At 39.5% G+C, this 21548-nt stretch carries 22 protein-coding genes; 5 read left to right on the forward strand and 17 right to left on the reverse strand.

Annotation, left to right across the window (positions count from 1 at the left end):
- The 7 genes from B3297_RS18560 to B3297_RS18585 form a co-directional block, all read right to left on the reverse strand.
- Entirely contained in the window at positions 1–1086 is a 1086-nt protein-coding gene (locus tag B3297_RS18560; protein ID WP_070565437.1) for a porin, read from the reverse strand.
- 47 nt (positions 1087–1133) lie between these two features.
- Complete coding sequence (locus B3297_RS18565; RefSeq protein ID WP_070565439.1) at positions 1134–1700, reverse strand: K(+)-transporting ATPase subunit C; 567 nt, start codon at positions 1698–1700, stop codon at positions 1134–1136.
- A 25-nt stretch (positions 1701–1725) separates the two neighbouring features.
- Entirely contained in the window at positions 1726–3735 is a 2010-nt protein-coding gene (gene kdpB, locus B3297_RS18570) for a potassium-transporting ATPase subunit KdpB (RefSeq protein WP_286779228.1), read from the reverse strand.
- A gap of 26 nt (positions 3736–3761) precedes the next feature.
- Positions 3762–5447: a potassium-transporting ATPase subunit KdpA gene (kdpA, locus tag B3297_RS18575; protein WP_070565443.1), complete on the reverse strand. Its 1686-nt coding sequence runs from the start codon at positions 5445–5447 to the stop codon at positions 3762–3764.
- Between the two features lie 141 nt (positions 5448–5588).
- Positions 5589–5666 (reverse strand): potassium-transporting ATPase subunit F, encoded by a 78-nt coding sequence (locus tag B3297_RS24890; protein WP_084823209.1) that lies wholly within the window; start codon positions 5664–5666, stop codon positions 5589–5591.
- Complete coding sequence (locus B3297_RS18580) at positions 5667–6044, reverse strand: DUF7674 family protein (protein WP_070565445.1); 378 nt, start codon at positions 6042–6044, stop codon at positions 5667–5669. It lies immediately after the preceding gene.
- Between the two features lie 27 nt (positions 6045–6071).
- Positions 6072–6194 carry a hypothetical protein gene (locus B3297_RS18585; protein WP_256604641.1) on the reverse strand — a complete coding sequence of 41 codons (123 nt, stop codon included), beginning with the start codon at positions 6192–6194 and terminating at the stop codon, positions 6072–6074.
- Between the two features lie 683 nt (positions 6195–6877).
- Here B3297_RS18585 and B3297_RS18590 point away from each other — a divergent pair.
- A complete protein-coding gene (locus tag B3297_RS18590) occupies positions 6878–7609 on the forward strand; it encodes a 3-keto-disaccharide hydrolase (RefSeq protein WP_070565677.1) in 732 nt (243 codons plus the stop codon).
- 91 nt (positions 7610–7700) lie between these two features.
- Here B3297_RS18590 and B3297_RS18595 read toward each other — a convergent pair whose 3' ends face one another.
- From B3297_RS18595 to B3297_RS18615, 5 genes are all read right to left on the reverse strand, one after another.
- Positions 7701–8171 carry a hypothetical protein gene (locus B3297_RS18595; RefSeq protein ID WP_070565447.1) on the reverse strand — a complete coding sequence of 157 codons (471 nt, stop codon included), beginning with the start codon at positions 8169–8171 and terminating at the stop codon, positions 7701–7703.
- A gap of 165 nt (positions 8172–8336) precedes the next feature.
- Entirely contained in the window at positions 8337–8654 is a 318-nt protein-coding gene (locus B3297_RS18600) for a DMT family transporter (protein ID WP_046674567.1), read from the reverse strand.
- 77 nt (positions 8655–8731) lie between these two features.
- On the reverse strand, positions 8732–9094 hold the full coding sequence (locus B3297_RS18605; RefSeq protein WP_286779229.1) for a Crp/Fnr family transcriptional regulator: 363 nt from the start codon (positions 9092–9094) through the stop codon (positions 8732–8734).
- A gap of 36 nt (positions 9095–9130) precedes the next feature.
- Complete coding sequence (locus B3297_RS18610; protein WP_286779230.1) at positions 9131–9289, reverse strand: hypothetical protein; 159 nt, start codon at positions 9287–9289, stop codon at positions 9131–9133.
- Between the two features lie 17 nt (positions 9290–9306).
- The gene (locus B3297_RS18615; protein ID WP_286779231.1) at positions 9307–9819 is read right to left on the reverse strand and encodes a DUF4269 domain-containing protein; all 513 of its coding nucleotides are present in this window, start codon (positions 9817–9819) and stop codon (positions 9307–9309) included.
- A gap of 282 nt (positions 9820–10101) precedes the next feature.
- Here B3297_RS18615 and B3297_RS18620 point away from each other — a divergent pair, with 282 nt between their 5' ends.
- The gene (locus B3297_RS18620) at positions 10102–13368 is read left to right on the forward strand and encodes a TonB-dependent receptor (RefSeq protein WP_286779232.1); all 3267 of its coding nucleotides are present in this window, start codon (positions 10102–10104) and stop codon (positions 13366–13368) included.
- A gap of 63 nt (positions 13369–13431) precedes the next feature.
- Entirely contained in the window at positions 13432–14376 is a 945-nt protein-coding gene (locus B3297_RS18625) for an MBL fold metallo-hydrolase (protein WP_286779233.1), read from the forward strand.
- Positions 14377–14418: 42 nt separating this feature from the next.
- Here B3297_RS18625 and B3297_RS18630 read toward each other — a convergent pair whose 3' ends face one another.
- Positions 14419–15018 carry a nitroreductase family protein gene (locus B3297_RS18630; RefSeq protein ID WP_070565457.1) on the reverse strand — a complete coding sequence of 200 codons (600 nt, stop codon included), beginning with the start codon at positions 15016–15018 and terminating at the stop codon, positions 14419–14421.
- 142 nt (positions 15019–15160) lie between these two features.
- Here B3297_RS18630 and B3297_RS18635 point away from each other — a divergent pair, with 142 nt between their 5' ends.
- Positions 15161–15457 (forward strand): winged helix-turn-helix transcriptional regulator, encoded by a 297-nt coding sequence (locus tag B3297_RS18635; protein ID WP_201303552.1) that lies wholly within the window; start codon positions 15161–15163, stop codon positions 15455–15457.
- 208 nt (positions 15458–15665) lie between these two features.
- Here the strand turns inward: B3297_RS18635 and B3297_RS18640 are convergent, their stop codons facing one another.
- A complete protein-coding gene (locus B3297_RS18640; RefSeq protein ID WP_070565461.1) occupies positions 15666–16574 on the reverse strand; it encodes an NAD(P)/FAD-dependent oxidoreductase in 909 nt (302 codons plus the stop codon).
- A 12-nt stretch (positions 16575–16586) separates the two neighbouring features.
- Positions 16587–17195, reverse strand: coding sequence for a class I SAM-dependent methyltransferase (locus tag B3297_RS18645; RefSeq protein WP_070565463.1), 609 nt, complete (start codon positions 17193–17195; stop codon positions 16587–16589).
- A 266-nt stretch (positions 17196–17461) separates the two neighbouring features.
- On the opposite strand from B3297_RS18645, the gene B3297_RS18650 reads away from it, so the two are divergent.
- Positions 17462–18124 (forward strand): DUF1349 domain-containing protein, encoded by a 663-nt coding sequence (locus tag B3297_RS18650; protein ID WP_070565465.1) that lies wholly within the window; start codon positions 17462–17464, stop codon positions 18122–18124.
- Positions 18125–18170: 46 nt separating this feature from the next.
- On the opposite strand, the gene B3297_RS18655 is transcribed toward B3297_RS18650, so the two are convergent.
- Both B3297_RS18655 and B3297_RS18660 read right to left on the reverse strand, forming a co-directional pair.
- Positions 18171–18950: a helix-turn-helix domain-containing protein gene (locus B3297_RS18655; protein ID WP_083295908.1), complete on the reverse strand. Its 780-nt coding sequence runs from the start codon at positions 18948–18950 to the stop codon at positions 18171–18173.
- A gap of 29 nt (positions 18951–18979) precedes the next feature.
- Positions 18980–21535 (reverse strand): BamA/TamA family outer membrane protein, encoded by a 2556-nt coding sequence (locus B3297_RS18660; protein WP_070565467.1) that lies wholly within the window; start codon positions 21533–21535, stop codon positions 18980–18982.
- Positions 21536–21548: the final 13 nt, after the last annotated feature.

Genomic DNA, 21548 nt, shown 5'->3' on the forward strand with positions numbered 1-21548 from the left:
TTAAAAACTAACTGTAAGTGCTGTGACAGCCGTCAAACTATTTTTCACCAACTTATTTGTCCGATCAAGGAAAATAGCATCTTTATTGGTGAGATTACGTAGTTCCGTGCGCCAAACGACATTGGGAAGAATTGCATAATCTGCATTTAAAGAATAGCCAAACGTTTGAAAACCTTGATCTGTCGTAGTCGAAACGATTACACCATGCTTATCGTTGTAATATTCTCCTCTTGCTGTTAAGCTAAATTTTTCGGTCGTCGCATATCGTGCAATTAACACAGGCGTGTACCATACATTGTACGTTGAGCTACCTTTTGCTTTTTGTTCCGCTCCAATATCAAATCCGAATGTAATTCCCAGCTTTTCATTCATTTGATAAATGGCATATAGATTATGAAAATAGCGCATCTGTCTGACGCTATCCGCTTTATCACTGCCAATAAAAGAACCACTATTGATAGTCCATTTAGCTGTCGGTTTATAGACTAATTGATGTCCAAATGCAGGTAAACTGCTACCATCCACCCGTTGAATCCGCTGCCATCCGTTTAAAATAAGCCCGCTTAAAAATAGTTTTCCTGATGCGGATGTATAGGATATTTTTGCGCCGGTTTCAAAATAAGGGGAATTATCAGCAAAAATACTCCTTGTTACAGTCCAATTATCCTTTCCTATAGCGCTTTCAAAGCCCAAATGGGAAGAAAATATTCCAGCATCGATCCATAAATTATGTTTTTTCGAGATACGAACACCGGCATTCGCTTCGTAAATATTTTTTAAGACACCGGGTTCCGCACTGTAGTTCGCATTCATATATGTACCGACACCAAAAGCAAGATTTGCACGTGTATTGGTTGTTTCGTACGCAGCTTTTAAAAGTGCCAAGTTTATGTTTACTTCATTTGTTCTGTTGTGACTATATACAAAGCCTGGGCGTGTATTTCCAATTGGGTTGTTAAAGTCCCGAAGGTAATATGCTTCAAGGTAACCACTGATAGACAATTGGGTATTTTGAGTTGTATCTTGCTGTGCAAATAATTGTGTTGCTCCTGCGAGTAAACAGGCCAACATCGCTAGTTTTTTCATGTATATCGTTCTTGTAAAGTGTAAATCAATGACCCATCAGGTCAATTTTATTTTTCAACCATCTTGTCCAAAGCAATATTTAGTTCAAGGACATTGATTTTGCGAGGTCCAAACATATTCCATAGAGGGGTCTGAACGTGAGCATCAACGAGAGACTGTAAGCTATTTACCGATATACCTCTTGCTTTCGCAACACGATCGATTTGTATTTTTGCGGCCTCTACCGAGATATCTGGATCCAAACCACTGCCACTGGCTGTAACAATGTCTACCGGTACCTGTTCGCGTTTTACGGTGGGATTGTGGACTAAGAACGTATCAATACGGGCCTTAACTTCCGAAAGATATTCCCCATTAGAGGGTCCTTTGTTACTTCCTCCCGATCCTGCTGCATTATAACCAACAGCGGAAGGACGCGACCAGAAGTAATCATCACGCGTAAAGGCCTGTCCAATATTTCTGTAATACTTTTGCCCGTTGTACGCTAGCATTTCCCCTTTTCCATGATTAGGTGCTATCTGAGCTATTGCCCAAACAAGGGCCGGATATACAACTGACAGCAGGAGCAATAAAACTATTGTAATCTTTATTGCTGGATATATATGTGTTTTCATCTTTGCTTTAATTATTAAAAATGTATTAGATAAATAGCGAAACCAGCAGGTCTATGACCTTGATACCAATAAATGGAACGAGCACTCCACCAAGTCCAAAAACGAGCAGGTTTCTCCGTAACAATGCGCTTGTGCCTATAGGTTTGTATGCAACTCCCTTTAATGCCAAAGGAATCAGTAATGGGATAATAATTGCGTTGAAGATGACAGCCGATAGTATGGCGCTTTGTGGACTACTGAGCTGCATAATATTTAAACCTTGAAGTGCCGGTATTGCCGCAATAAACAGGGCCGGAATAATCGCAAAATATTTGGCAACATCGTTTGCAATACTGAATGTTGTCAGCGTACCCCGGGTCATCAACAATTGCTTACCTATCTCCACAACCTCGATCAATTTGGTCGGATCATTGTCGAGATCGACCATATTTCCAGCCTCTTTTGCAGCTTGCGTACCGCTATTCATTGCTACACCAACATCCGCTTGTGCAAGTGCCGGAGCATCGTTTGTACCATCCCCCATCATGGCGACCAATCGCCCGTCAAGCTGTTCTTTTTTGATATAGTTCATCTTGTCTTCGGGTTTCGCTTCGGCGATGAAATCATCCACCCCTGCTTTTTCTGCAATATATTTGGCCGTTAACGGATTGTCTCCTGTCACCATAACAGTCTTAATACCCATTTTTCTCAACCTTTCAAAGCGTTCATGAATCCCGGGTTTTATCACATCCTGCAATTCTATGACACCGAGTACTTGTTCATTCTCGGCTACGACCAATGGGGTCCCCCCATTTTGAGAAATAAGCTTTACGCGCTCATCTATTTCCTGAGGAAATAGATTTCCAGCCTTTACAATGATATTTCGAATAGCATCTGTTGCACCTTTACGAATACGTGTCTGTTCAAAGTCTATTCCCGAGCTACGGGTTTCGGCGGTAAACTTAATGAATGCCGGGTTTTCGACCTTATAGCTCGATGGGTTGACACCAGCCAATTCAACAATTGATTTCCCTTCTGGTGTTTCATCCGCCATGGAGCTCAATGTTGCTGCACGTACCAGCGCTTCTTTCATGACACCATCGGCGGGGTAAAAATTTGTCGCCTTACGATTTCCGATCGTAATGGTTCCAGTTTTATCAAGCAACAAGACATCAATGTCACCCGCCGTTTCAACTGCCTTGCCACTTTTTGTAATAACATTTGCACGAAGTGCGCGATCCATTCCCGCGATACCAATCGCCGATAAAAGACCACCTATTGTCGTTGGAATCAGACAGACAAAAAGTGAAATAAACGAAGCAATGGTGATACCGACATTGGCATAATCCGCAAATGGTTTTAAGGTCACCGTTACGATAATAAAAACAAGTGTAAAACCTGCCAAAAGGATGGTTAAGGCAATCTCGTTAGGTGTTTTTTGGCGGCTTGCCCCTTCGACCAGTGCGATCATCTTATCCAGAAAGCTTTCACCCGGTTCTGTCGTTACCTGCACGACAATTCGATCGGATAAAACCTTGGTGCCACCTGTAACTGAACTTTTATCGCCCCCAGCCTCGCGGATCACCGGTGCTGATTCACCGGTAATTGCACTTTCATCTATTGTCGCCAACCCCTCGATAATTTCCCCATCCAATGGAATTACATCACCAGCCTGACAAACAAAAACATCATTTTTTTTCAATTGAGCGGATGAAACGACCCGACCATCGCGCAGGGTTGCAGGAGTTTCCTCCCGAGTTTTCCGAAGACTATCTGCTTGCGCCTTTCCGCGGGCTTCGGCAATTGCCTCCGCAAAATTGCCAAACAGCAAGGTTAAAAATAGGATAAGAAATACTGTAAAATTATAACCAAGTGTACCTTGTGATTTTTCTCCGAACATTATCCAAAGACAAACCACGGCCATAATCAACGTCCCGATTTCCACGGTAAACATCACTGGATTACGGAACATTATTTTAGGATTTAGCTTCACGAAAGATTGCTTTAACGCTTGTTGTACAAGCTCTTTCTGAAACAATGTTTGTTGACTGCTCATTTTTAGAATTCTTTAATTTTTACGTATTACATGGAAAAATATTCCGCAATTGGACCCAGTGCCAACGCAGGGAAGAAAGAGAGTGCTGCAATAATCGCGATCACAGCGAATACCATTAAACCGAATGTACTTGTATCAGTTTTTAGCGTTCCCTCGCCTTCAGGTATAAATTTCTTCTCAGCCAATAACCCAGCAATAGCAATTGGGCCTATAATCGGTATAAATCGGCCGAGTAACAATACGATACCTGTCGAAATGTTCCACCAAATGGTATTATCTCCAAGACCTTCAAAACCACTACCATTGTTGGCTGCGGATGAAGTATATTCGTACAATATTTCACTAAAACCATGGAATCCAGGGTTATTCAATGTAGAAGCACCTTGGGCTGGAAATGCTGTCGCAAGTGCTGTACCGACAAGGATTAGAAAAGGATGGGCAAGAGCAACAATCATGGCGATTTTCATTTCGCGCGCTTCAACTTTCTTACCCATAAACTCTGGTGTGCGCCCCACCATCAAGCCACTAATGAAAACGGCGAGTATAATAAAAATGAAGAAATTGAGTATCCCCGCGCCCACACCGCCATAAAAGGCATTCACCATCATGGCTATCAGTTCGTTCATACCAGATAAGGGCATGTAACTATCATGCATAGAATTGACTGATCCCGTCGAAATCATCGTTGTGACAATACTCCAAAAGCCGGATGCTGCGGCACCAATACGTACTTCCTTTCCCTCCATAGCCCCCATAGACGTATCAATACCCATCTGTGCGATCGCTGGATTTCCAGCCATTTCCATTTTTATATTTGGAATCGTCAGGATGATAAACCCAATGGTCATCACGCCAAACATCATCCATGAAAATTTACGCTTGCGAATAAAAAAGCCGAATGCAAATATCATCGCCATCGGGATAATAAACTGGGCAATCATTTCCACCATGTTGGTCAAATAATTGGGAGTTTCGAATGGATGCGCACTGTTCGCACCAAAAAAACCACCTCCATTTGTTCCCAGATGTTTAATTGGAACAAAGGCAGCTACTGGTCCTCGACTTACCTGTACGGTATCTCCAGTAACTGTAATCATACTGTCCTTACCTTCGAATGTCATCGGCATGCCTTGGAACACGAAAATGGCAGCAACCAGGACCGAGATAGGGAGTAAAATGCGGGTGCAAGATTTCACAAAGAAATCGTAAAAATTGCCCAATTGCGTTGTTGTTTTATCCCTAAAAGCTTTAAAAATAACCACTGCAGCAGCCATTCCCACGCCTGCAGTCACGAATTGGAGAAACATGAGCCAAATTTGTCCTAGATAACTCACGCCCGACTCCCCAGAATAGTGTTGGAGATTACAGTTAACCAAAAAGGATATACTGGTATTAAAAGCCAAATCAGCAGTCATTCCAGGATTTCCATCTGGATTTAAAGGCAAACTTCCCATATTCATCAGGATAGCCATACTCAACAGGAACCACACTAGATTAATTGTCAGAAGAGCAACGAGGTGCTGTTGCCAAGTCATCTGAACATTGGGATTAATTCCTGTCACTCGATAAAAAAAACGTTCCAATGGTTGAAACAATGGATCTAACCAGGTCTTTTCGTTACCATATACCTTAGCTATATATTTCCCGAGGGGAAGTCCGAGTAGTAATGTTACGATGAACATCACTATGATTCCAAGAATCTCTGTATTCATTTCTTTAATTGATTTGTATAAAAAGTGTATCATGATCAATCGTCAGCTAACTTTAAGCCCTTCTTTTGACTTCGTAATGCCAAAAGGACTGACTGAAAGCGCAGTTTCATCGCTGACAATGACGAATGAGTAATCTTGTTATTAAAATTTTTCTGGCCTTAAGAGTACATAACAGATGTATGTAAAAACCAGTAGTGCTACAATAAATAAAGCTGTCATTTACTTTGATTTTAGAAGGTTATGGATTTGTTGTCCTTTGAGGACCTCTAAAAATGGTGTTGGTAGCTGGGCTTCGATTTCTGCCCATGCATTGACCGAACTTATACGTCGAAGACCTCCTAAAGATCTAACAAAAAGATTTTCCAAAATGTATTTTACATAATTGTTTCCTCGTCCATAAATCATTCCGAGAAAATGAATATGCTGGCAGATTTTGTCCGTGCTTTGCAGTACTATTAAGCTCCGAAGATGATTAATAACAGCCTGTAAAGCTCCTGCAAAATTGTGCTTCCGTAATAGGAAACTAATCTCTGATCGGATTTCTTTGTAATGGAGCGCCATATACAGACCTGCACCGTATTGATTTAATTTTTTCATGTTGTTCGTAAAACTATGTATCAAAATCTACCCGATATAGAGTTGAAAAATCATTGCAATAATCAATACCACTACGATGACCTTCGCTATACGGTCGCCCGACACATTATGAGCGGAACCTCTGCCTTTATTTTCTTGCTTCTCTTTCATATTATTTATTTTATATTTTGCCGAAAAAGTCGACCATTTTATAGAATAACCAGAAGAAAAATAGTCCAGTTATGATGAGTATGATTGTTATTACCATTGTTAAACTTTATTAGTGACTTGCGATTTCATTTTTTAAACTTGAATTTAATGCTAGTAGCTTTGCCGATCGTCCCCCTCGGCGGACTCTTACCACATACTTTTCTTTTCCGTCCTGTTTTCATATTTACATTCATTTGTCCCCATAAGCCAAATCCTGTTCCACTGTACCGAAAAACATCATAAAACGCTATTAATCAGATGATATAAAAAAATAAGTGACAAAATAGAATTGGAGAATCCTATCATTTTGATAAGGTTATTTTATCAAAATGAGAATGACTATGCTGAAAATGTGATCAAATCATTATAATGTGTACCTTGTCATCTATGCTTGAAAGGTGACCAAAAAAGTATAGACGGCTTGAGCCGATTTATCTTTTAAAATGATGGGCCAGCACATTTTAAAAATTCATGAATGAATGGGAGAATATGTGAACCTCGGGATAAGTATTAGCAGAAGCACTATGTAACAAATTTGCAAAGGAATATGAAATTGTCTCCAAAAGTTCACATTAAAAATTATTTTAGGGAATACATATTGGTTGGGAAAACGTATTAAAAAGACACTTATAAAAATAAAAACAATGATAAACTTAAACCTTTTCAAAAAAATCACCTTATGGGTCTTTCTGGGCTGTATTTTACTCTCCTGTCAAAATGAAAAAAGCAGTCCCAATACATTGACAGAAGAAGAGCAACGTAATGGCTGGCAACTTTTATTTGATGGTAACACGCTCAACAATTGGCATACGTACAATAATAGCAAAAATGCGCCTACGGCCTGGATTGTAAAAAATGGAACAATTTACTGTGACCCAAACAGTGAAAGCCAAAAATACGACTTGGTATCGGACAAAGAGTATAAAAATTATGAGTTTAAGTTTGAATGGAAGCTGGAAAAAGAGGGAAATAGTGGCGTTTTTGTCAACGTACAGGAAAGACCCGATATTAATGCGACCTACCATTCTGGACCGGAGTACCAACTGTTGGCAGATTCCCATCCTGATTTTGATAAACCGCTAAAGCGTTCGGGCTGTCTTTATACATTTCTACCGCAACAAAACTTTGTCAACATTAAAACGCAAGATGATTGGAATGAATCCAGTATCGTTCAGAAAGATGGAAAAATTACATTCTTCCTAAATGGAAAAATCACCGCTGAAATGGATTTTAATTCAGCTAAATGGAAAGATTTAGTAAAGCATAGTAATTTCAAAGATTATCCGGAGTTTGGTAAGCATATCAATGGGAAATTAGCACTGCAGGATTGGTCGAGAGGCGTATCGTTTAGAAATCTAAAAATAAAGCTTTTATAAAAAAAGTCCTTCAGATATGCGAAGGACTTGGACGCTAAAACAAAAAATTGTTTTAGCGTCTCGATTATAAAAAATATCGCAAGAAGTATTACTACCGCCATTCAATTCTTGTATCTATCCAAAAACAATCCCTATTCCGCCGAAATAGATCTTCTGGTCTTTGGTGATTGTAGATGAGTTCTTCCAACGCATTAAAATTATAGCGAAACATATCTTCATCCTTTGACTGAATAGGGCGCAAAATTGAATCTTCATCATCGATAAAAATATCGGATTCGAAAATATTGATTTGATGCGTATTCACCCAAGCAATTGCCATTTCCTTACTCATTCGTTCCAATGCTTTGGTCGTTTCCTGATATTGTTTCATTTCCCAGGGAAGATCTTCCGGATAATGCGAAGCAATATAGTCTTGGTACGCTTTTATATCACCTTCACGGAGACATTCATTGCGAAGCAAAAGTCTTGTCGTGTCCCGAGCAAAGCTAACATACTCCGGCCGCATAAATAGGCCGTACCTTTTACTATACAATTCTATTTTTTCTGCTAGTTCTTGCCTCATAATTTGATTATCAAGCAAAAATCATCCCAACCTACTCTTTTATAAGGAGTTTTGATTAAAAAAGTGCGTTTCAAACGACTTTGAACATTCTAGTCAAGCAAATTGAGCTCACCTTTATAATTTATTTAAATCTTCCCTAACATAAATAGCATTTCCTGTGGCTTTTTAGAATATTTTTAAACCGATAATTCCAGCGACGATCAATGTTGCTGAAAGGAGCCTAAATATATTGGCAGAATCTCCGAAAAAAAAGATTCCAACAATCAATGTTCCCACAGCTCCCAAACCTGTCCATACGGCATAAGCTGTACCGATAGGAATTGCCTTTTGAGCGTAAAACAATAATCCTCCACTAATGCTCATAGAAACAATAGCCAATATGATCCAACCCAATTTATTTGAATCTGGCTGTTGAGCCATTTTTAATCCGAGCGGCCAGCCAATTTCAAAAATGCCAGCGATGATCAATGCAATCCAATTCATTTTCAATAGTTTAAATTTCTACAGCAAAGATAATCGCTAAATGAGGGGCATTTTTTGACTTATATCAAAATCGTACCTTATCGCCGGATCCGACTAAGTGTTTCTTGTGTAATCCCCAAATATGATGCAATATGACCGAGATTAATTCTATTTAACAAATTTGGCTGTAAGCGTATGAGCGATTGATATCGTTCTACTGCAGATTCGGTATGCAGCGACATAATCCGTTCTTCAAGAATAATACAAACCTCCTCGGCAATCTTCCGACCGATAAGATTTAGTTCAGGATAAATTCTATACAATTCATTTAAATCGTCTACAGAAATAGCATAGATCTCGGAATCTTCAAGAAGCTGAATATTTTCAAAAGAGGGTTTTTCAGTATAAACGGGTAAAATCGATCCAAAAATCTGGTTTTCCTCACCAAACCAGCTGTTCATTTCACGTCCGTTTTTAAAAAAATAAGCTCGTAGTAATCATGTACTTAAAACAAAATAGCTGGATAAATGCTGCCCTTCTCTCAAAAAATGCTCGCCCTTTTTCTTAAAGAAATAACGCGTTCTATTTTCTACCGCTTTCTCAATTGCTTCATTGAGATAGCCATATTTTTTGAACTGTTCAACTAGGGGATTCATTCTATTATAGATTAAAATCATTCATAGTTCATCGTGTTATCTGCTGGATTATACTTTAGAAGTTCTGTATATGCATCGCCTTCAATTCCCAATAGCTGACAAAATGCAGGCTCAGTTTTTATCCCACTCCTCTTGAGCTGTCTGACCTGTTCAGCGAATTCTCCACCCCTCAATTGAATAATTTCATGCTCTTTAAGCATATGTAAGTATCCACTCTGAATTTCAGTTGCTTTATCCGTTGCATAAATTTCAAAAAGCTGCTCTTCAATCGTGAAACGGCAGATGATTACACGATCGGCCGGCCGCTGTAACCGAAAATGTGCATGTTTCGAAAAATTAAGAGACAGCATTTCTTCAAGAGCATCAAAATCGTCGACACAAAGAATAATGTCTATATCACTCCCACCCACATCTAGCTGAATCGGTATCGTACCAACTACAATCGGATCATAAGCATCAAGAAGAGTAGTAATTTGATAGTCAGTCAATAACCGATAGGCTTTTTTCTGCACGTCGTTTCCAGACTTCAAATAATCTATGTTTTTAAAATTTATGGTCATAAGTAACGATAAAATCCAATCCGGTTAGATAGGTTTGAATATACTAAACAACAAAAGAAAAAACGTAAACATAATCAAAATTAAAAAATAGCCGCAAGCAAGATTGGACTGAATTATCAATAATAAAAAACGGTTTATACCTACGACAGTGGAAACCGTTAAATAATATTTACTTAACACAAAATCAATACTACTCTCCTACCTTTATCGCGGTTTAAAAATCACCTAGTCATTTAAACAGCTACAAAACAAATGAGAAAACATTTGATTACCAGCATTTTGCTAAGCACAATCGGTACCTCACTTACCTATGCGCAAAATGAAACCACCTCTGCTCTGAATGGAACCGTCAGAGAGGGAAATTCGCCAATCAATGGGGCGACAATTGAAGCCATACATTTACCTTCTGGGACAAAGTACGTTACTTCATCGCGAAGTGATGGACGCTATAATCTCCCCAATATGAGAATTGGTGGCCCTTATCAAATCACTGTAACTTATCTTGGGCATTCACCCAATATCAAGCAGATCGAGAAACTGGCTTTGGGACAAAGCTCAACATTAGATATTCAGATGCAGTCCGCATCGCAAGTATTGGATGAAGCTGTCGTTGTAGGTACGAGACAGGGCAAAGTCTTCAACTCCGGCCGAACAGGTGCGGCACAAAACATTTCCCGCACAGCGATTCAAAATCTACCCACACTCAATCGAAGCTTTACAGACTTTGTCAAACTGACCCCTCAATTTTCGATGCAGTACGGTAATCCTTCTTTTGCAGGAAGAAGCAACCTTGCCAATAACTTTACCATCGATGGCGCGCTATTTAACAACGCGTTTGGACTACAAGGAACCATCGGAAGCCAAACAAACTCGCAACCTATCAATATGGATGCCTTTGAGGAGATTTCAGTAAACATTGCTCCTTATGACGTAAGACAAAATGGTTTTACCGGTGCTGCAATCAATGCCGTAACAAGAAGTGGTACCAACGAAGTACAAGGTTCGTTAAATTATTATTTCAGAAATCAGAATTTAGTCAACAAATACAATTCGGCCGGACTAAGAGCACCAGTCAACAACTTCAGCTTAAAAGGCTATGGTTTTACCGTGGGGGGACCAATTATCAAAAACAAGCTATTCTTTTTTGCAAGCGGCGAGCTTGAGCGAAGAACAGACCCAGGAACAAATTTTATAGCTTCACGCGGAGGAAATACGGGGCCGAATGTTTCAACCGTATCTGCGGAGAAACTTGATGAGCTAGCCAACTACCTTAAATCGATCGGGTATAATCCTGGATCTTATCAAGATTATCCTTTGGATACACGCAGTGACAAATTTTCCGTTAAATTAGATTACAATATCGATCAAAAAAATACCTTAAGCGCTAAATATTTCTACTTTCGTTCCTATCGCGACATCTTACCGTCCAATAGTGGTGCGCCCAAAAATAATCGGCAACCGTCCAACCTTGGCCTACCTTTCAGCTCAGCAGGCTACGGTATAAACAACAACATGGACAATGTGAATTTAGAATTACGTACGCGTATCAGTAGCAAATATTCTAATTCATTGACCGTAGGATACAATGTCATGAACGACTATAGAGAGTCGAAAGGTGGCCAACCATTTCCTTTGGTAGACATCATGAACCCCGACGGTAGTAGCATGACAGCATTTGGTTACGAACCATTTACAGCATTTAATAGCTTAAAGACGAAGGTATTTCAAGCAACCAACAACTTTAATATTTATGCCGGAAAGCATGAGATTACCTTGGGAGCCAATTTTGAAAATTACAAAACCACCAATGGATTTGCACCGAACTATTATGGAGCCTATACATTTGCCAGTTTAGATGACTTCTACAACTCTGCAAAAAATAATGTTTCCAACGCAACCAAATACCAAATCCAATATTCTGTTTTACCTGATGGGTCATTTCCTTATGCAGAAATTTCAGCACGTATGTTTGGTCTATATGCACAGGATACCTATGCTGTAAATGATCATTTTAAATTGACTGCTGGATTGAGAGCCGATTTGACTAACATATCATCCCCCAATGAACTGAAAAATGATAATGTAACCAAGTTGAATTTTGATCAAGGTGAAAAGATCGATGTATCAAAATATCCAAAGAGTGCAATTCTTTGGTCGCCACGAATTGGATTTAATTGGAATGTCAATGGAACAAATCAAACGCAGGTACGTGGTGGATCGGGAATCTTTACGGGTCGTCCGCCATTAGTATGGATTTCTAATCAGGCCGGCAATAATGGTGTTATGTTTGGTTCTGAATCTATTAATAATCCTACAAACCGCCCATTTACACCTGATGTAGATGCTTATCGCAATGTGAACCACCAAACTGCAGCCAACAACTCGAGTTATAACTTGGCGGTAACAGATAATAACTTCAAATTTATGCAGCTTTGGAGAACGAACCTTGCCATTGACCAAAAATTACCAGGCGGTGTTATTGGTACTTTTGAAGCCATGTATTCAAAAGATATCAATTCGGTCTATTTCCGTAACGTCAATCTAAATACGACGGACGGTAAAGCTTTAGTTGGTGCCGATAACCGTATGCGTTACAATACTCCACGTATTTATGGTGCTGCTCAACCTACTCCCGAAAATCCGAATATTTCCGACGCCATTGTGATGTCCAATACATCAAAAGGTTATAGTTTTACCTTGACAGGAACATTGTCGAAAGAGTTCAAAGGTGGATTTTTTGCAAATATCGGTTATACCTATACAGATTCAAGATCTGTGAACGATGGAGGATCTATTGCTCAATCCATGTGGCGTGATCGCTATGTGTCGGGTAATCCAAATAGCGCTGACCTATCTTATTCAACTTATTTGGTTAAAAATAGATTTATTGCCAACTTCTCTTACCGTAAAGAATACCTGGATCATTTAGGAACGACATTCTCCTTATTTTATCAACTGCAGGACGGGCCTCGCTACTCTTATACTTATGGCGGTGACCTGAACAATGATGGTTTGTCTGGTAATGACTTGATCTACATTCCAAATAGTAAAGCTGAAATTGCACTTGTTGGCGACAATGTGCAAGACACTCGGACAGCTGATCAATTATGGTCTCAATTGAACGGATACATTAATCAGGACAATTACCTGAACGCGCACAGAGGCCAATACGCGGAACGTAACGCATTGGTAGGAAAAATGATCGGAACACTGGATATCCGCATCGCGCAAGATGTATTTTTAAATACCAGCGGTAAGAAACATCAATTGCAGATTACTTTTGATGTATTTAATTTCGGTAATATGATCAACAAAAGCTGGGGAGTTGCCCAATTTGCCAACAAAGCGAACGGTATCTTAAATTACAAAGGATTGAATGCGCAGGGACAACCAACATTCTCATTCCCGTATTTAGATGCAACAAATCAGATTCCTTTAACCAACACTTTCTCGAACAGTGTGGATGAAACTTCACGCTGGAGAATTCAGCTGGGTGTACGTTACCGATTCAACCAATAAACAAAAAATAACGTAAATTTGAACCCATCCTATAACAACGGATGGGTTTTTAGTTTAATAATCATGAAAAAACTAGCGCTTTCCATTTTTACATTTCTTGTGACCATGACCTGTCAGGCACAGCATTTTGACCTTGTCCCGCTGGGAATATATGGTGGCGAACAAGAAGACAATCTTTCTGCTTATTTAGTAGGCACTCCAAGAGATACGGCCTTCCTTTGCCTCGACGCCGGAACCATAAATACGGGGATTAGAAAAGCTATTGTGTTGAAAAGTCTAAATGGATCGGTCGAAACAATTTTGCATAACCAAATAAAGGGATATTTCATTTCCCATGGACATCTCGATCATCTATCGGGTCTTATTATTAATTCTCCTGCCGATAGCAAAAAGAACATTTTCGCTATTGATCCGGTCCTTCAAATTCTACAAAATCACTATTTCATCACGGATACCTGGATCAATTTTGGGGATCAGGGCCAAAAACCCATACTAGGAAAGTATCATTACAACAGTTTACAGGAGGGGCTGGAAATGCAAGTACCAAATACAGCATTATCTTTGACGGCATATGAGCTGAGCCATGTAAATCCATATAAAAGTAGTGCAGCACTTGTCCGCCATGATAATCACTACCTCCTTTACCTCGGCGATACTGGCGCGGACCGGGTGGAAAAATCCGATCAGCTAGATAAGCTCTGGAATAAGATTACCCCTCTGATCAAAAATAAACAATTAAACAGCATATTGATTGAAGTCTCCTTCCCAAATAATCAGCCAGAAAATTTACTCTTCGGTCACCTAACCCCCAATTTGCTGCTAGAAGAACTCGTAAAGCTCAAAGAAAAAACGGGACTAAAAAACTTGGAAGGGCTAAGCATAGTAGTCACACACCGAAAACCAACTGGTAACAACCCTGAAATCATTAAAAACGAATTGCTCAACAATAATCCACTTAAAATAAATTATGTTTTCCCCGAACAGTGCAAAAAGATAAGTTTAAACTAATGTAAAAAAGATGAAACCACTATTGGTTTCATCTTTTTTTACCTAGAACTCTTCAATTATATCTGCAATTGTCAAACGTGATTTTGCGGTAATTGCAGGCTGATTTGCATCCTCCACATGTCGATAGCCAATAGCAACTGCAAACAGCGTCTGATAGCCATCGAGTTCCAGTATTTCATCGTAGACGGAATTTTCAATTCCTTCCATTGGGGTTGCGTCAATATGATTTGCAGCACAGGCTGCAAGGAAAAATCCCAAAGAAAGATACACCTGTTGCTTCATCCAGGATTGAACATGGAACTCCCCTTTCGACTGCAAAAATTGCTTATAGTAATTAATCGATCCCTCTGGAAGCGTGTTTGCGATCTGCTCTTCAAAGCGATCTACATCGGTAAGTGCGCTAAAGACAACCAGATGGCTTGCCTCATTTATCTTCTGTGCGTTCCAATAGGATGCGGCAGCGAGTTTTTGTTTCATCTCCCCAGAAGAGACAAAGAAGAATTTCCATGGCTGGCTATTGATGGAAGATGGACTCAATCGGATTATTTCCTTTAATTCAGCGATTTTCTCCTCCGGAATTAGCGCTTCTGAATTATACTTTTTCGTTGTGTAACGTTGCTTTGCAGTTTCTAAAAAAGCCATAACATACAAGATTAAATTAACTATATATTTTATAGTTGCAAACTTAAATATAGTATTATATATTTGCAATAACGGTCAAACTTGATAGTAACAGATGTATTTGATAGACAACAAACAATACCCATGCAGTACCAGCCTAACTATGAAATACATAGGCGGAAAATGGAAAGCAGTAATTTTGATTCATCTAATTGAAAAAAAACGTTATAATGAATTAAGAAAAGAATGTGCATTAATTACCGAGCGTACATTAAGCTTACAATTAAAGGAACTTGAGGCTGATGGTTTAGTAAAGCGTACAGTACATACCGAAAAAGCTCCTTTGAAAGTAGATTACGAACTTACACCATTCGGCAAGACGCTTATTCCGCTATTAGAATCTATTGCAGAATGGGGACGGGAAACGGCTAGTCGGACCGAACGTATTCAACAAATGTAGAGTAGGAACCGTCGACTTTTAAAACGATTATCCATCATAAAGGATCACTTCCTGGTGTCGGTTTATCTTATCGGCAGCTATTATTTCAGTAAAATTTGGACAAAAAAATTTAATAAAGACAGCATTTACGCATCAGGAAGTTTTTGTAAAAACTTCCTGATGAATTAACAATGTGTCACCACTGCCGGAAAACAGATCAATATGGCCACTAAAAAACCTCATCAACAAGTTCTTTATTAACCATTGCTCCAGCTAGGTTTCCTGCAGCAACCGCATTCGCTACAGAACGCATCATACTGGAATTATCTCCACAGGCAAAAACACCCGCGACTGTTGTTTTCTGGAAATTGTCTGTTTTTATATGTCCCTGATCGGTCAATTCGCAACCTAACATAGCAGGAATAAGCGAATGTTGCCTGAAAGGTATGGCAGCATAAACAGCATCAAAGGCAAGTTCACGACCGTCTTTTAATTGTACCTGTTGGACCCATCCATTCTTATGCTGGATTTTAGTTATTTCTTCTTCAATAATCGAAATACCATGTAACTTCAGTTTTGCTTTCTGCTTAACATCAAAACTAGCCTTACCCGAAGTCAATAGCGTTAAGTCGTTCGAGAGATTATTGACCAATCCCGCTACGTGAAGCGCACGCTCTCCATTGGCCATAATAGCAGTTTTTCCTTTTCGGAATTCATAACCGTGACAATATGGGCAATGGATAACCGAAATTCCCCAACAGGCTGAAAATCCTTGTATACTAGGCATAATATCTTCCACACCAGTCGCAAAAATGAGCTTTTTAGCCTGAAAGACGTCCCCATTTTCGGTGGTTATTTCATACCCTGTAGCTGTCATCATGCCGCTCACAGCAAGCCCTTTCTGGAACTTGACACTCGGGTAGTTCAGAACTTCCTCCCTCGCTTTTTTCGCTATACTAAGCGGCTTTTCACCATCATGCGTAATGAAATTATGAGAGTGCGGCGTCTGTCGATTACAAGGTAGCCCACTATCGATAATCAACACATTCCGCAAGGAACGTCCCAATGCCATCGCTGCAGAAAGCCCCGCATAACTTCCCCCAACGATAATTACCTCATAGCTTCTATCATCTTTCATAAATATATATATTTAAATATTAATCCTCTTCTGACAAATGATGAAGTAGAATGGAAAATTTTCCTCTACCTCCCTAATTTCCATTAATCCATAGGGATCGAATTCGGCATGAATGGAATCAATATCGTAAAAAAACATATGTACTCCATCAAACATTGCAAATCGATCAGTGCCTATGGCCTCCCCCTTTCCATAGATACTCGCTAGCTTTGATACGGTCGTAAAAATCATATAACCTCCTTCAGCTAATTGGTCAAAGCAATGCTGGATTAACGCATTACGTTCTTCAGCATCCAATAGATGAATAAGCCCGTAACAAAATATACCGTCATATATATCCTGATCAAAAGGCATTTCATTAACCGAACCATGATGGATTATCGTATTTGTCCCAAAGGATTTCCGGGCGAGTTCTATTGCCGTTTTCGAGATCTCAATGCCTGTAATTTTTATTCCATTTTCCAAAAAAGGGCGACCGTTGCGACCGTAGCCGAACCCAGGAATCAGTATATTTTTGATGTTGTGTTCCAAAAAAAAGCCTACTGCAAACGTTGTAGACTTTGCGGCTTCATCCCCCCACATTTCTTGCTTCTCTATAAAATTACGTTCCCAAAATTCCATACTGCTGTTGCTTATATTGTTTAAAATTGAAATCGATCTTGTTTGCTATACCGATTCGGTACTACAGTGGATTAAAAGTCAACTCAGCGAAGATAGTATTTTTCACTATTGCAACTATGTAGCAAAAACATTAAATGCAATTAAATTGCAAATAAATTACAATAGGATGAATTATTGAAATCATGGTTATTTATCAGTATTGAAAACCTGTGCTATGCTTAAATATCTTTGCTGATGAAAATGAATATCATCACAAAAACAAAAACATGAAAACTATAAAGACATTTTTAGCAGCTTCATTATTTCCATTGCTTACGACACAGGCCAGCGCACAAAAATTGGATAAGATGCTTTGGTTTAACGAACCAACAGAATGGAACATCAAAGACAATTCACTTTCGATGTTCGTTACGCCTAAAAGCGATTATTGGCGTATCTCTCATTATGGATTTACAGTAGACGACGCCCCCTTTTTCTATACGCTACGCGGGGGAGAGTTTGAAGTCAAGGCAAAGATCTCGGCGAACTACCAAACCCGCTTTGACCAAGCAGGTCTCATGCTGCGCATTGATCATGAAAACTATATAAAAGCAGGGATAGAATTTGTGGATGGAAAATACAATTTGAGTACGGTCGTTACGCATAAAACGAGTGATTGGAGCATTATTCCAATAGATAAGGAAATCCCTTTTATTTGGATCAAAGCAATACGTCGATTAGATGCTGTCGAATTTTTCTATTCTTTTGATGACAAGGAGTATATCATGATGAGGAATGCCTGGCTGCAGGATAATCACCCTGTTATGGTTGGTTTAATGGCAGCTTCACCAGACGGCAATGGCTTTCAGGCGAAATTTGACTATTTTACGATCAAACACCTTGCAGATCAACGTCGAAGCAAATGGCTGAAAGAGAATAATTCAAACTAAAAAATATCGACGCCCGTCTAAGACAGCCCCATAGACGGGCGTCATCTTAAGTCAGTATGTCCTGCTGCATCTTGTTAAACACACTCACTGCTTCATATGAATTTCGTACACGAAGCTTTTGGAGTATATTTTGCCGATGCCTGTTAACGGTATTAATGCTCAACCCTAGTTTTTCGGCAATTCGTTTACTAACCATCCCCTCCTTGATGCAGCTTAAAATTTCTTTCTCTCGTGTACTAATCGAAGTTTTCGCACCATAGCCATCTAAGTGATGGACTACGCCTGTTACCTGATTGAGGATATAATTTCGAAGATTGATTGAAGTTTCAGTTTCTGGTAGTAAGGTATAACAGCATAAAGCCAGCTGGGGGAATTCCGGTCCTGGGGTGTCCAAGTAAAAAATCTGATGGGACAGCTGGATGATTTGCCCCTCTCTCCCTTCGACCCGAAGTATACTGTTTGCTTGATAATTGAATCGCTCCGCCAGATCCTTTTTTTTGACCAAGTTGAGAAATTGAAGCTCCAAAGCATGCTTAATGGCCAAATCATCGGGGTAAACACGTTCGAGAAGAAAATCTTCCCAAATACCGTTTATTTCCAGCTTCTTGTCATATGAAGGAAGGTAAAGTCGTTCTGCAATTGTCCCCATATAGGTATAACTCCAGTTTGCCGTCAGGTCACTCAGTACGACTATACCGTTATGAATGTCGGCAAAAGTTTTTGCGTAACTCTTATAGTGTTTTAGCACAGATAAATCGATGTTGCTATTTCGTAATCTACGCTCAGCAAAATTTCTATCTAATTTTTTTTTGATCTCCGATTTCATTTTATACTTAAAAGCTTCGTTTTAGGTCTTTAAAAAGAAAGTCCAATTCGGAGATAGGGCAAGGTTGCTTCTTTACTGAACCCTATTACTCCTTGAATAGTTAATAGATCTCCTGGCATAAAATAAATTCCGCCACCATATCCCATATGCCAGTCATTGGAATTTTCATGACTCATCCAGACCCTTCCTACATCATAGAAACCAATTGCCCCGACTGTTCCAGGAACGATATAAGAAGAGTAGCTAAATAATTTCAATCGCATGTCAAAATTATTATAAAGCGCTGTTTTCCCAGTAAATCGCCGAGAATTATACCCTCTTAAGCTCATTTCTCCTCCAATTTGTGCGTGCTGATAAAAGTAGGGATCTCCCCATACCGCATCAAATCCCACACGATTAGCAAAAGTAATATAGTTGTCGGCAACCGTTTTATAAAAACTCATGGAATGCTGTAATTTTGTATAGTTGCGGCCCTCCCCTCCGATTTCAGCATTCCACCCCAATCTAGTGTGAAAATGTACTCCCGATTTTGGATTACTGATATTATCGCGGGTATCGTAATCTATACCAGTGGTGACCCCAGTAAAAAAATTACTACCGTAGATAGGCTCCGAAGGATATTTTTCATGAAACTCTTCAAAGTATCGTCCAACATTATTTAATTCTTTACTATTATAATATTCGGAGGAGGATCCATAGAAAACCTTGAATTTGGGGGCTAGGTATCTTTCTAGAAAAATATCACCATTCACAAGATCAAATCGATTTCGGTAATAGGAAATGCGCTTTGAATCCGATTTATCAAAAATGGTATTATTTCCATACCCAAAGAAGTTGCTCAGGTTTTTGGGCCCAAGGGATGAAAGATGAATGTAAAGATCATGCCCTGCAATGAGTTCCTTATAATTACCTTTGTAATCAAACATAAATGATTCGCGACCGGTCAAATAACTGGCAAGAAACTGATGCCTATACGCATAAGGTTTTTTTCTGAATCCTTGATTTTCGATCATATACCCCAGTCCAAAAATAAGTCCGCGGTCAACGCCATAGTCCAAATTAAAAACAACTCCTTTACGATCATAGACAAAATTGTCATAGTCAAACGTATGGACAGCACTGTCTTTGCTCAATTTCAGATGAATAGCATCATCAACCTGGATAGTACCCTGAACCTGGTCTTTACCATCATAAATATAAACTTTGCTGCCATTGGCAAATTTGTCTGTTGTACGGTACAAATCCTGACCATCACCACCAATAATCCGAAACTTTATGGGCGATTTGCCCGATCCATGGAAGTTATATTCATCAACGCCCGATATACCATATATGCGAACTTCTTTGGTCTGATCAGGTACAAAAGTACGTTTTAGCAATTTTCGCCCTTCGGTGCCATCCTTTTTCTTGTTATGGATATTGACAGTGACCGAACCATCACTATTGTAATCGACATCTACAAATTCAGATTTGGCGGACAATGGTAGTTCAACGACACGGGCTAGAAATCGGTAGTAGGTTAATCCACTTTCCATCAGTTCGTCCCTTCTTGAACGAATATTTGTTTCCAGTTCATTCGCGCTCATTTTCACAATGGTATCAGGCATCGTTAACATAGCCTGATGAATCAACGAATCCGTCAATGTTTTCTGAACAAATTGTATTTCGTCAATCCACTCGTCCACCGTAAGATGCGTGAGAAAAAAATGATCAAAAGTACTTGCATTAAAATTCCAATGGGGCACATTTCGGATATGTGGACTAAAGGGTTGCAAATGGGCCTTCAACCATTGATAGGAAAGTAATGTTGGAAATACCCCCGAAGTTTTATAATACACCTTATCCCTATCTCTAGGGACAGGCGTATAGATCTTTTTACCTTTTTCTTTTTCAGGGTCCCAACGCCAGTTGTCTTGATGGCGATCCCAGTCGCCCAACGTAAAATCTAACAATCGTGCACGTAGTGTGAGCTTCTGATCAATTTGTGTATCATTGTCTTCCAACACTTTACGCATGACTTTTGCGCTATTATCCGTTTTTTGATCCTCAAAAGGCGTACGCGCCTCAAACATATAGGCCCTATTTTTAAATACCTCACGATACTCGCCGAACCTAGGGTCATCTCCTACAAAAACCAGTTCTGGCGAAGCTGAAGGAATACCTAAGGCTTTATTAAATGGCGGAACGGTCAATGCACCAAATGGATGATGTATCGAAATCTGATCTTGTACTATATCTTTTGCAAATGTCTTTCGAAGGCTTTCCGGTAGGCTACGTTCAGGGTATTTCTGAATAGACCTAAGAACCCACTCCCTACCCATAGAATCTACCAGTCGAAGTGACTGTGTCTGCATGCCACCACCCAACTTAACAATCTGAAGCCCGCCCCGCTCTGTAGCGAGATCCATCACACGCATCTTAACAGGAGTATTATATAATTTACGGTAACTATCTCCAAGCCAAAATCGATGCAGTAACCCCACTCGGTCATACTCAGGTGCGATCACCGTGGTAATACTGTCCATACGCTGCGCATGCGAATTAAAAACACAGCAACAGGCAATTAATGTAAAGATTCTTCTCATTTTATCTAAGTCG

The organism is Sphingobacterium sp. UBA3519, assembly GCF_002377215.1.
Lineage (GTDB): Bacteria > Bacteroidota > Bacteroidia > Sphingobacteriales > Sphingobacteriaceae > Sphingobacterium > Sphingobacterium multivorum.

Excerpts from the sequence above, each read along its gene's own strand:
- B3297_RS18635 (WP_201303552.1), top strand. The coding sequence starts at position 15,161 with ATGAAATACATAGGCGGAAAATGGAAAGCAGTAATTTTGATTCATCTA.
- B3297_RS18660 (WP_070565467.1), bottom strand. The coding sequence starts at position 21,535 with ATGAGAAGAATCTTTACATTAATTGCCTGTTGCTGTGTTTTTAATTCG.
- B3297_RS18655 (WP_083295908.1), bottom strand. The coding sequence starts at position 18,950 with ATGAAATCGGAGATCAAAAAAAAATTAGATAGAAATTTTGCTGAGCGT.
- B3297_RS18640 (WP_070565461.1), bottom strand. The coding sequence starts at position 16,574 with ATGAAAGATGATAGAAGCTATGAGGTAATTATCGTTGGGGGAAGTTAT.
- B3297_RS18625 (WP_286779233.1), top strand. The coding sequence starts at position 13,432 with ATGAAAAAACTAGCGCTTTCCATTTTTACATTTCTTGTGACCATGACC.
- B3297_RS24890 (WP_084823209.1), bottom strand. The coding sequence starts at position 5,666 with ATGACAGCTTTATTTATTGTAGCACTACTGGTTTTTACATACATCTGT.
- B3297_RS18580 (WP_070565445.1), bottom strand. The coding sequence starts at position 6,044 with ATGAAAAAATTAAATCAATACGGTGCAGGTCTGTATATGGCGCTCCAT.
- B3297_RS18645 (WP_070565463.1), bottom strand. The coding sequence starts at position 17,195 with ATGGAATTTTGGGAACGTAATTTTATAGAGAAGCAAGAAATGTGGGGG.
- B3297_RS18560 (WP_070565437.1), bottom strand. The coding sequence starts at position 1,086 with ATGAAAAAACTAGCGATGTTGGCCTGTTTACTCGCAGGAGCAACACAA.
- B3297_RS18605 (WP_286779229.1), bottom strand. The coding sequence starts at position 9,094 with ATGAACAGCTGGTTTGGTGAGGAAAACCAGATTTTTGGATCGATTTTA.
- B3297_RS18600 (WP_046674567.1), bottom strand. The coding sequence starts at position 8,654 with ATGAATTGGATTGCATTGATCATCGCTGGCATTTTTGAAATTGGCTGG.
- B3297_RS18590 (WP_070565677.1), top strand. The coding sequence starts at position 6,878 with ATGATAAACTTAAACCTTTTCAAAAAAATCACCTTATGGGTCTTTCTG.
- B3297_RS18610 (WP_286779230.1), bottom strand. The coding sequence starts at position 9,289 with ATGAATCCCCTAGTTGAACAGTTCAAAAAATATGGCTATCTCAATGAA.
- B3297_RS18620 (WP_286779232.1), top strand. The coding sequence starts at position 10,102 with ATGAGAAAACATTTGATTACCAGCATTTTGCTAAGCACAATCGGTACC.
- B3297_RS18565 (WP_070565439.1), bottom strand. The coding sequence starts at position 1,700 with ATGAAAACACATATATATCCAGCAATAAAGATTACAATAGTTTTATTG.
- B3297_RS18650 (WP_070565465.1), top strand. The coding sequence starts at position 17,462 with ATGAAAACTATAAAGACATTTTTAGCAGCTTCATTATTTCCATTGCTT.
- kdpB (WP_286779228.1), bottom strand. The coding sequence starts at position 3,735 with ATGAGCAGTCAACAAACATTGTTTCAGAAAGAGCTTGTACAACAAGCG.
- B3297_RS18595 (WP_070565447.1), bottom strand. The coding sequence starts at position 8,171 with ATGAGGCAAGAACTAGCAGAAAAAATAGAATTGTATAGTAAAAGGTAC.
- kdpA (WP_070565443.1), bottom strand. The coding sequence starts at position 5,447 with ATGAATACAGAGATTCTTGGAATCATAGTGATGTTCATCGTAACATTA.
- B3297_RS18630 (WP_070565457.1), bottom strand. The coding sequence starts at position 15,018 with ATGGCTTTTTTAGAAACTGCAAAGCAACGTTACACAACGAAAAAGTAT.
- B3297_RS18585 (WP_256604641.1), bottom strand. The coding sequence starts at position 6,194 with ATGAAAGAGAAGCAAGAAAATAAAGGCAGAGGTTCCGCTCATAATGTG.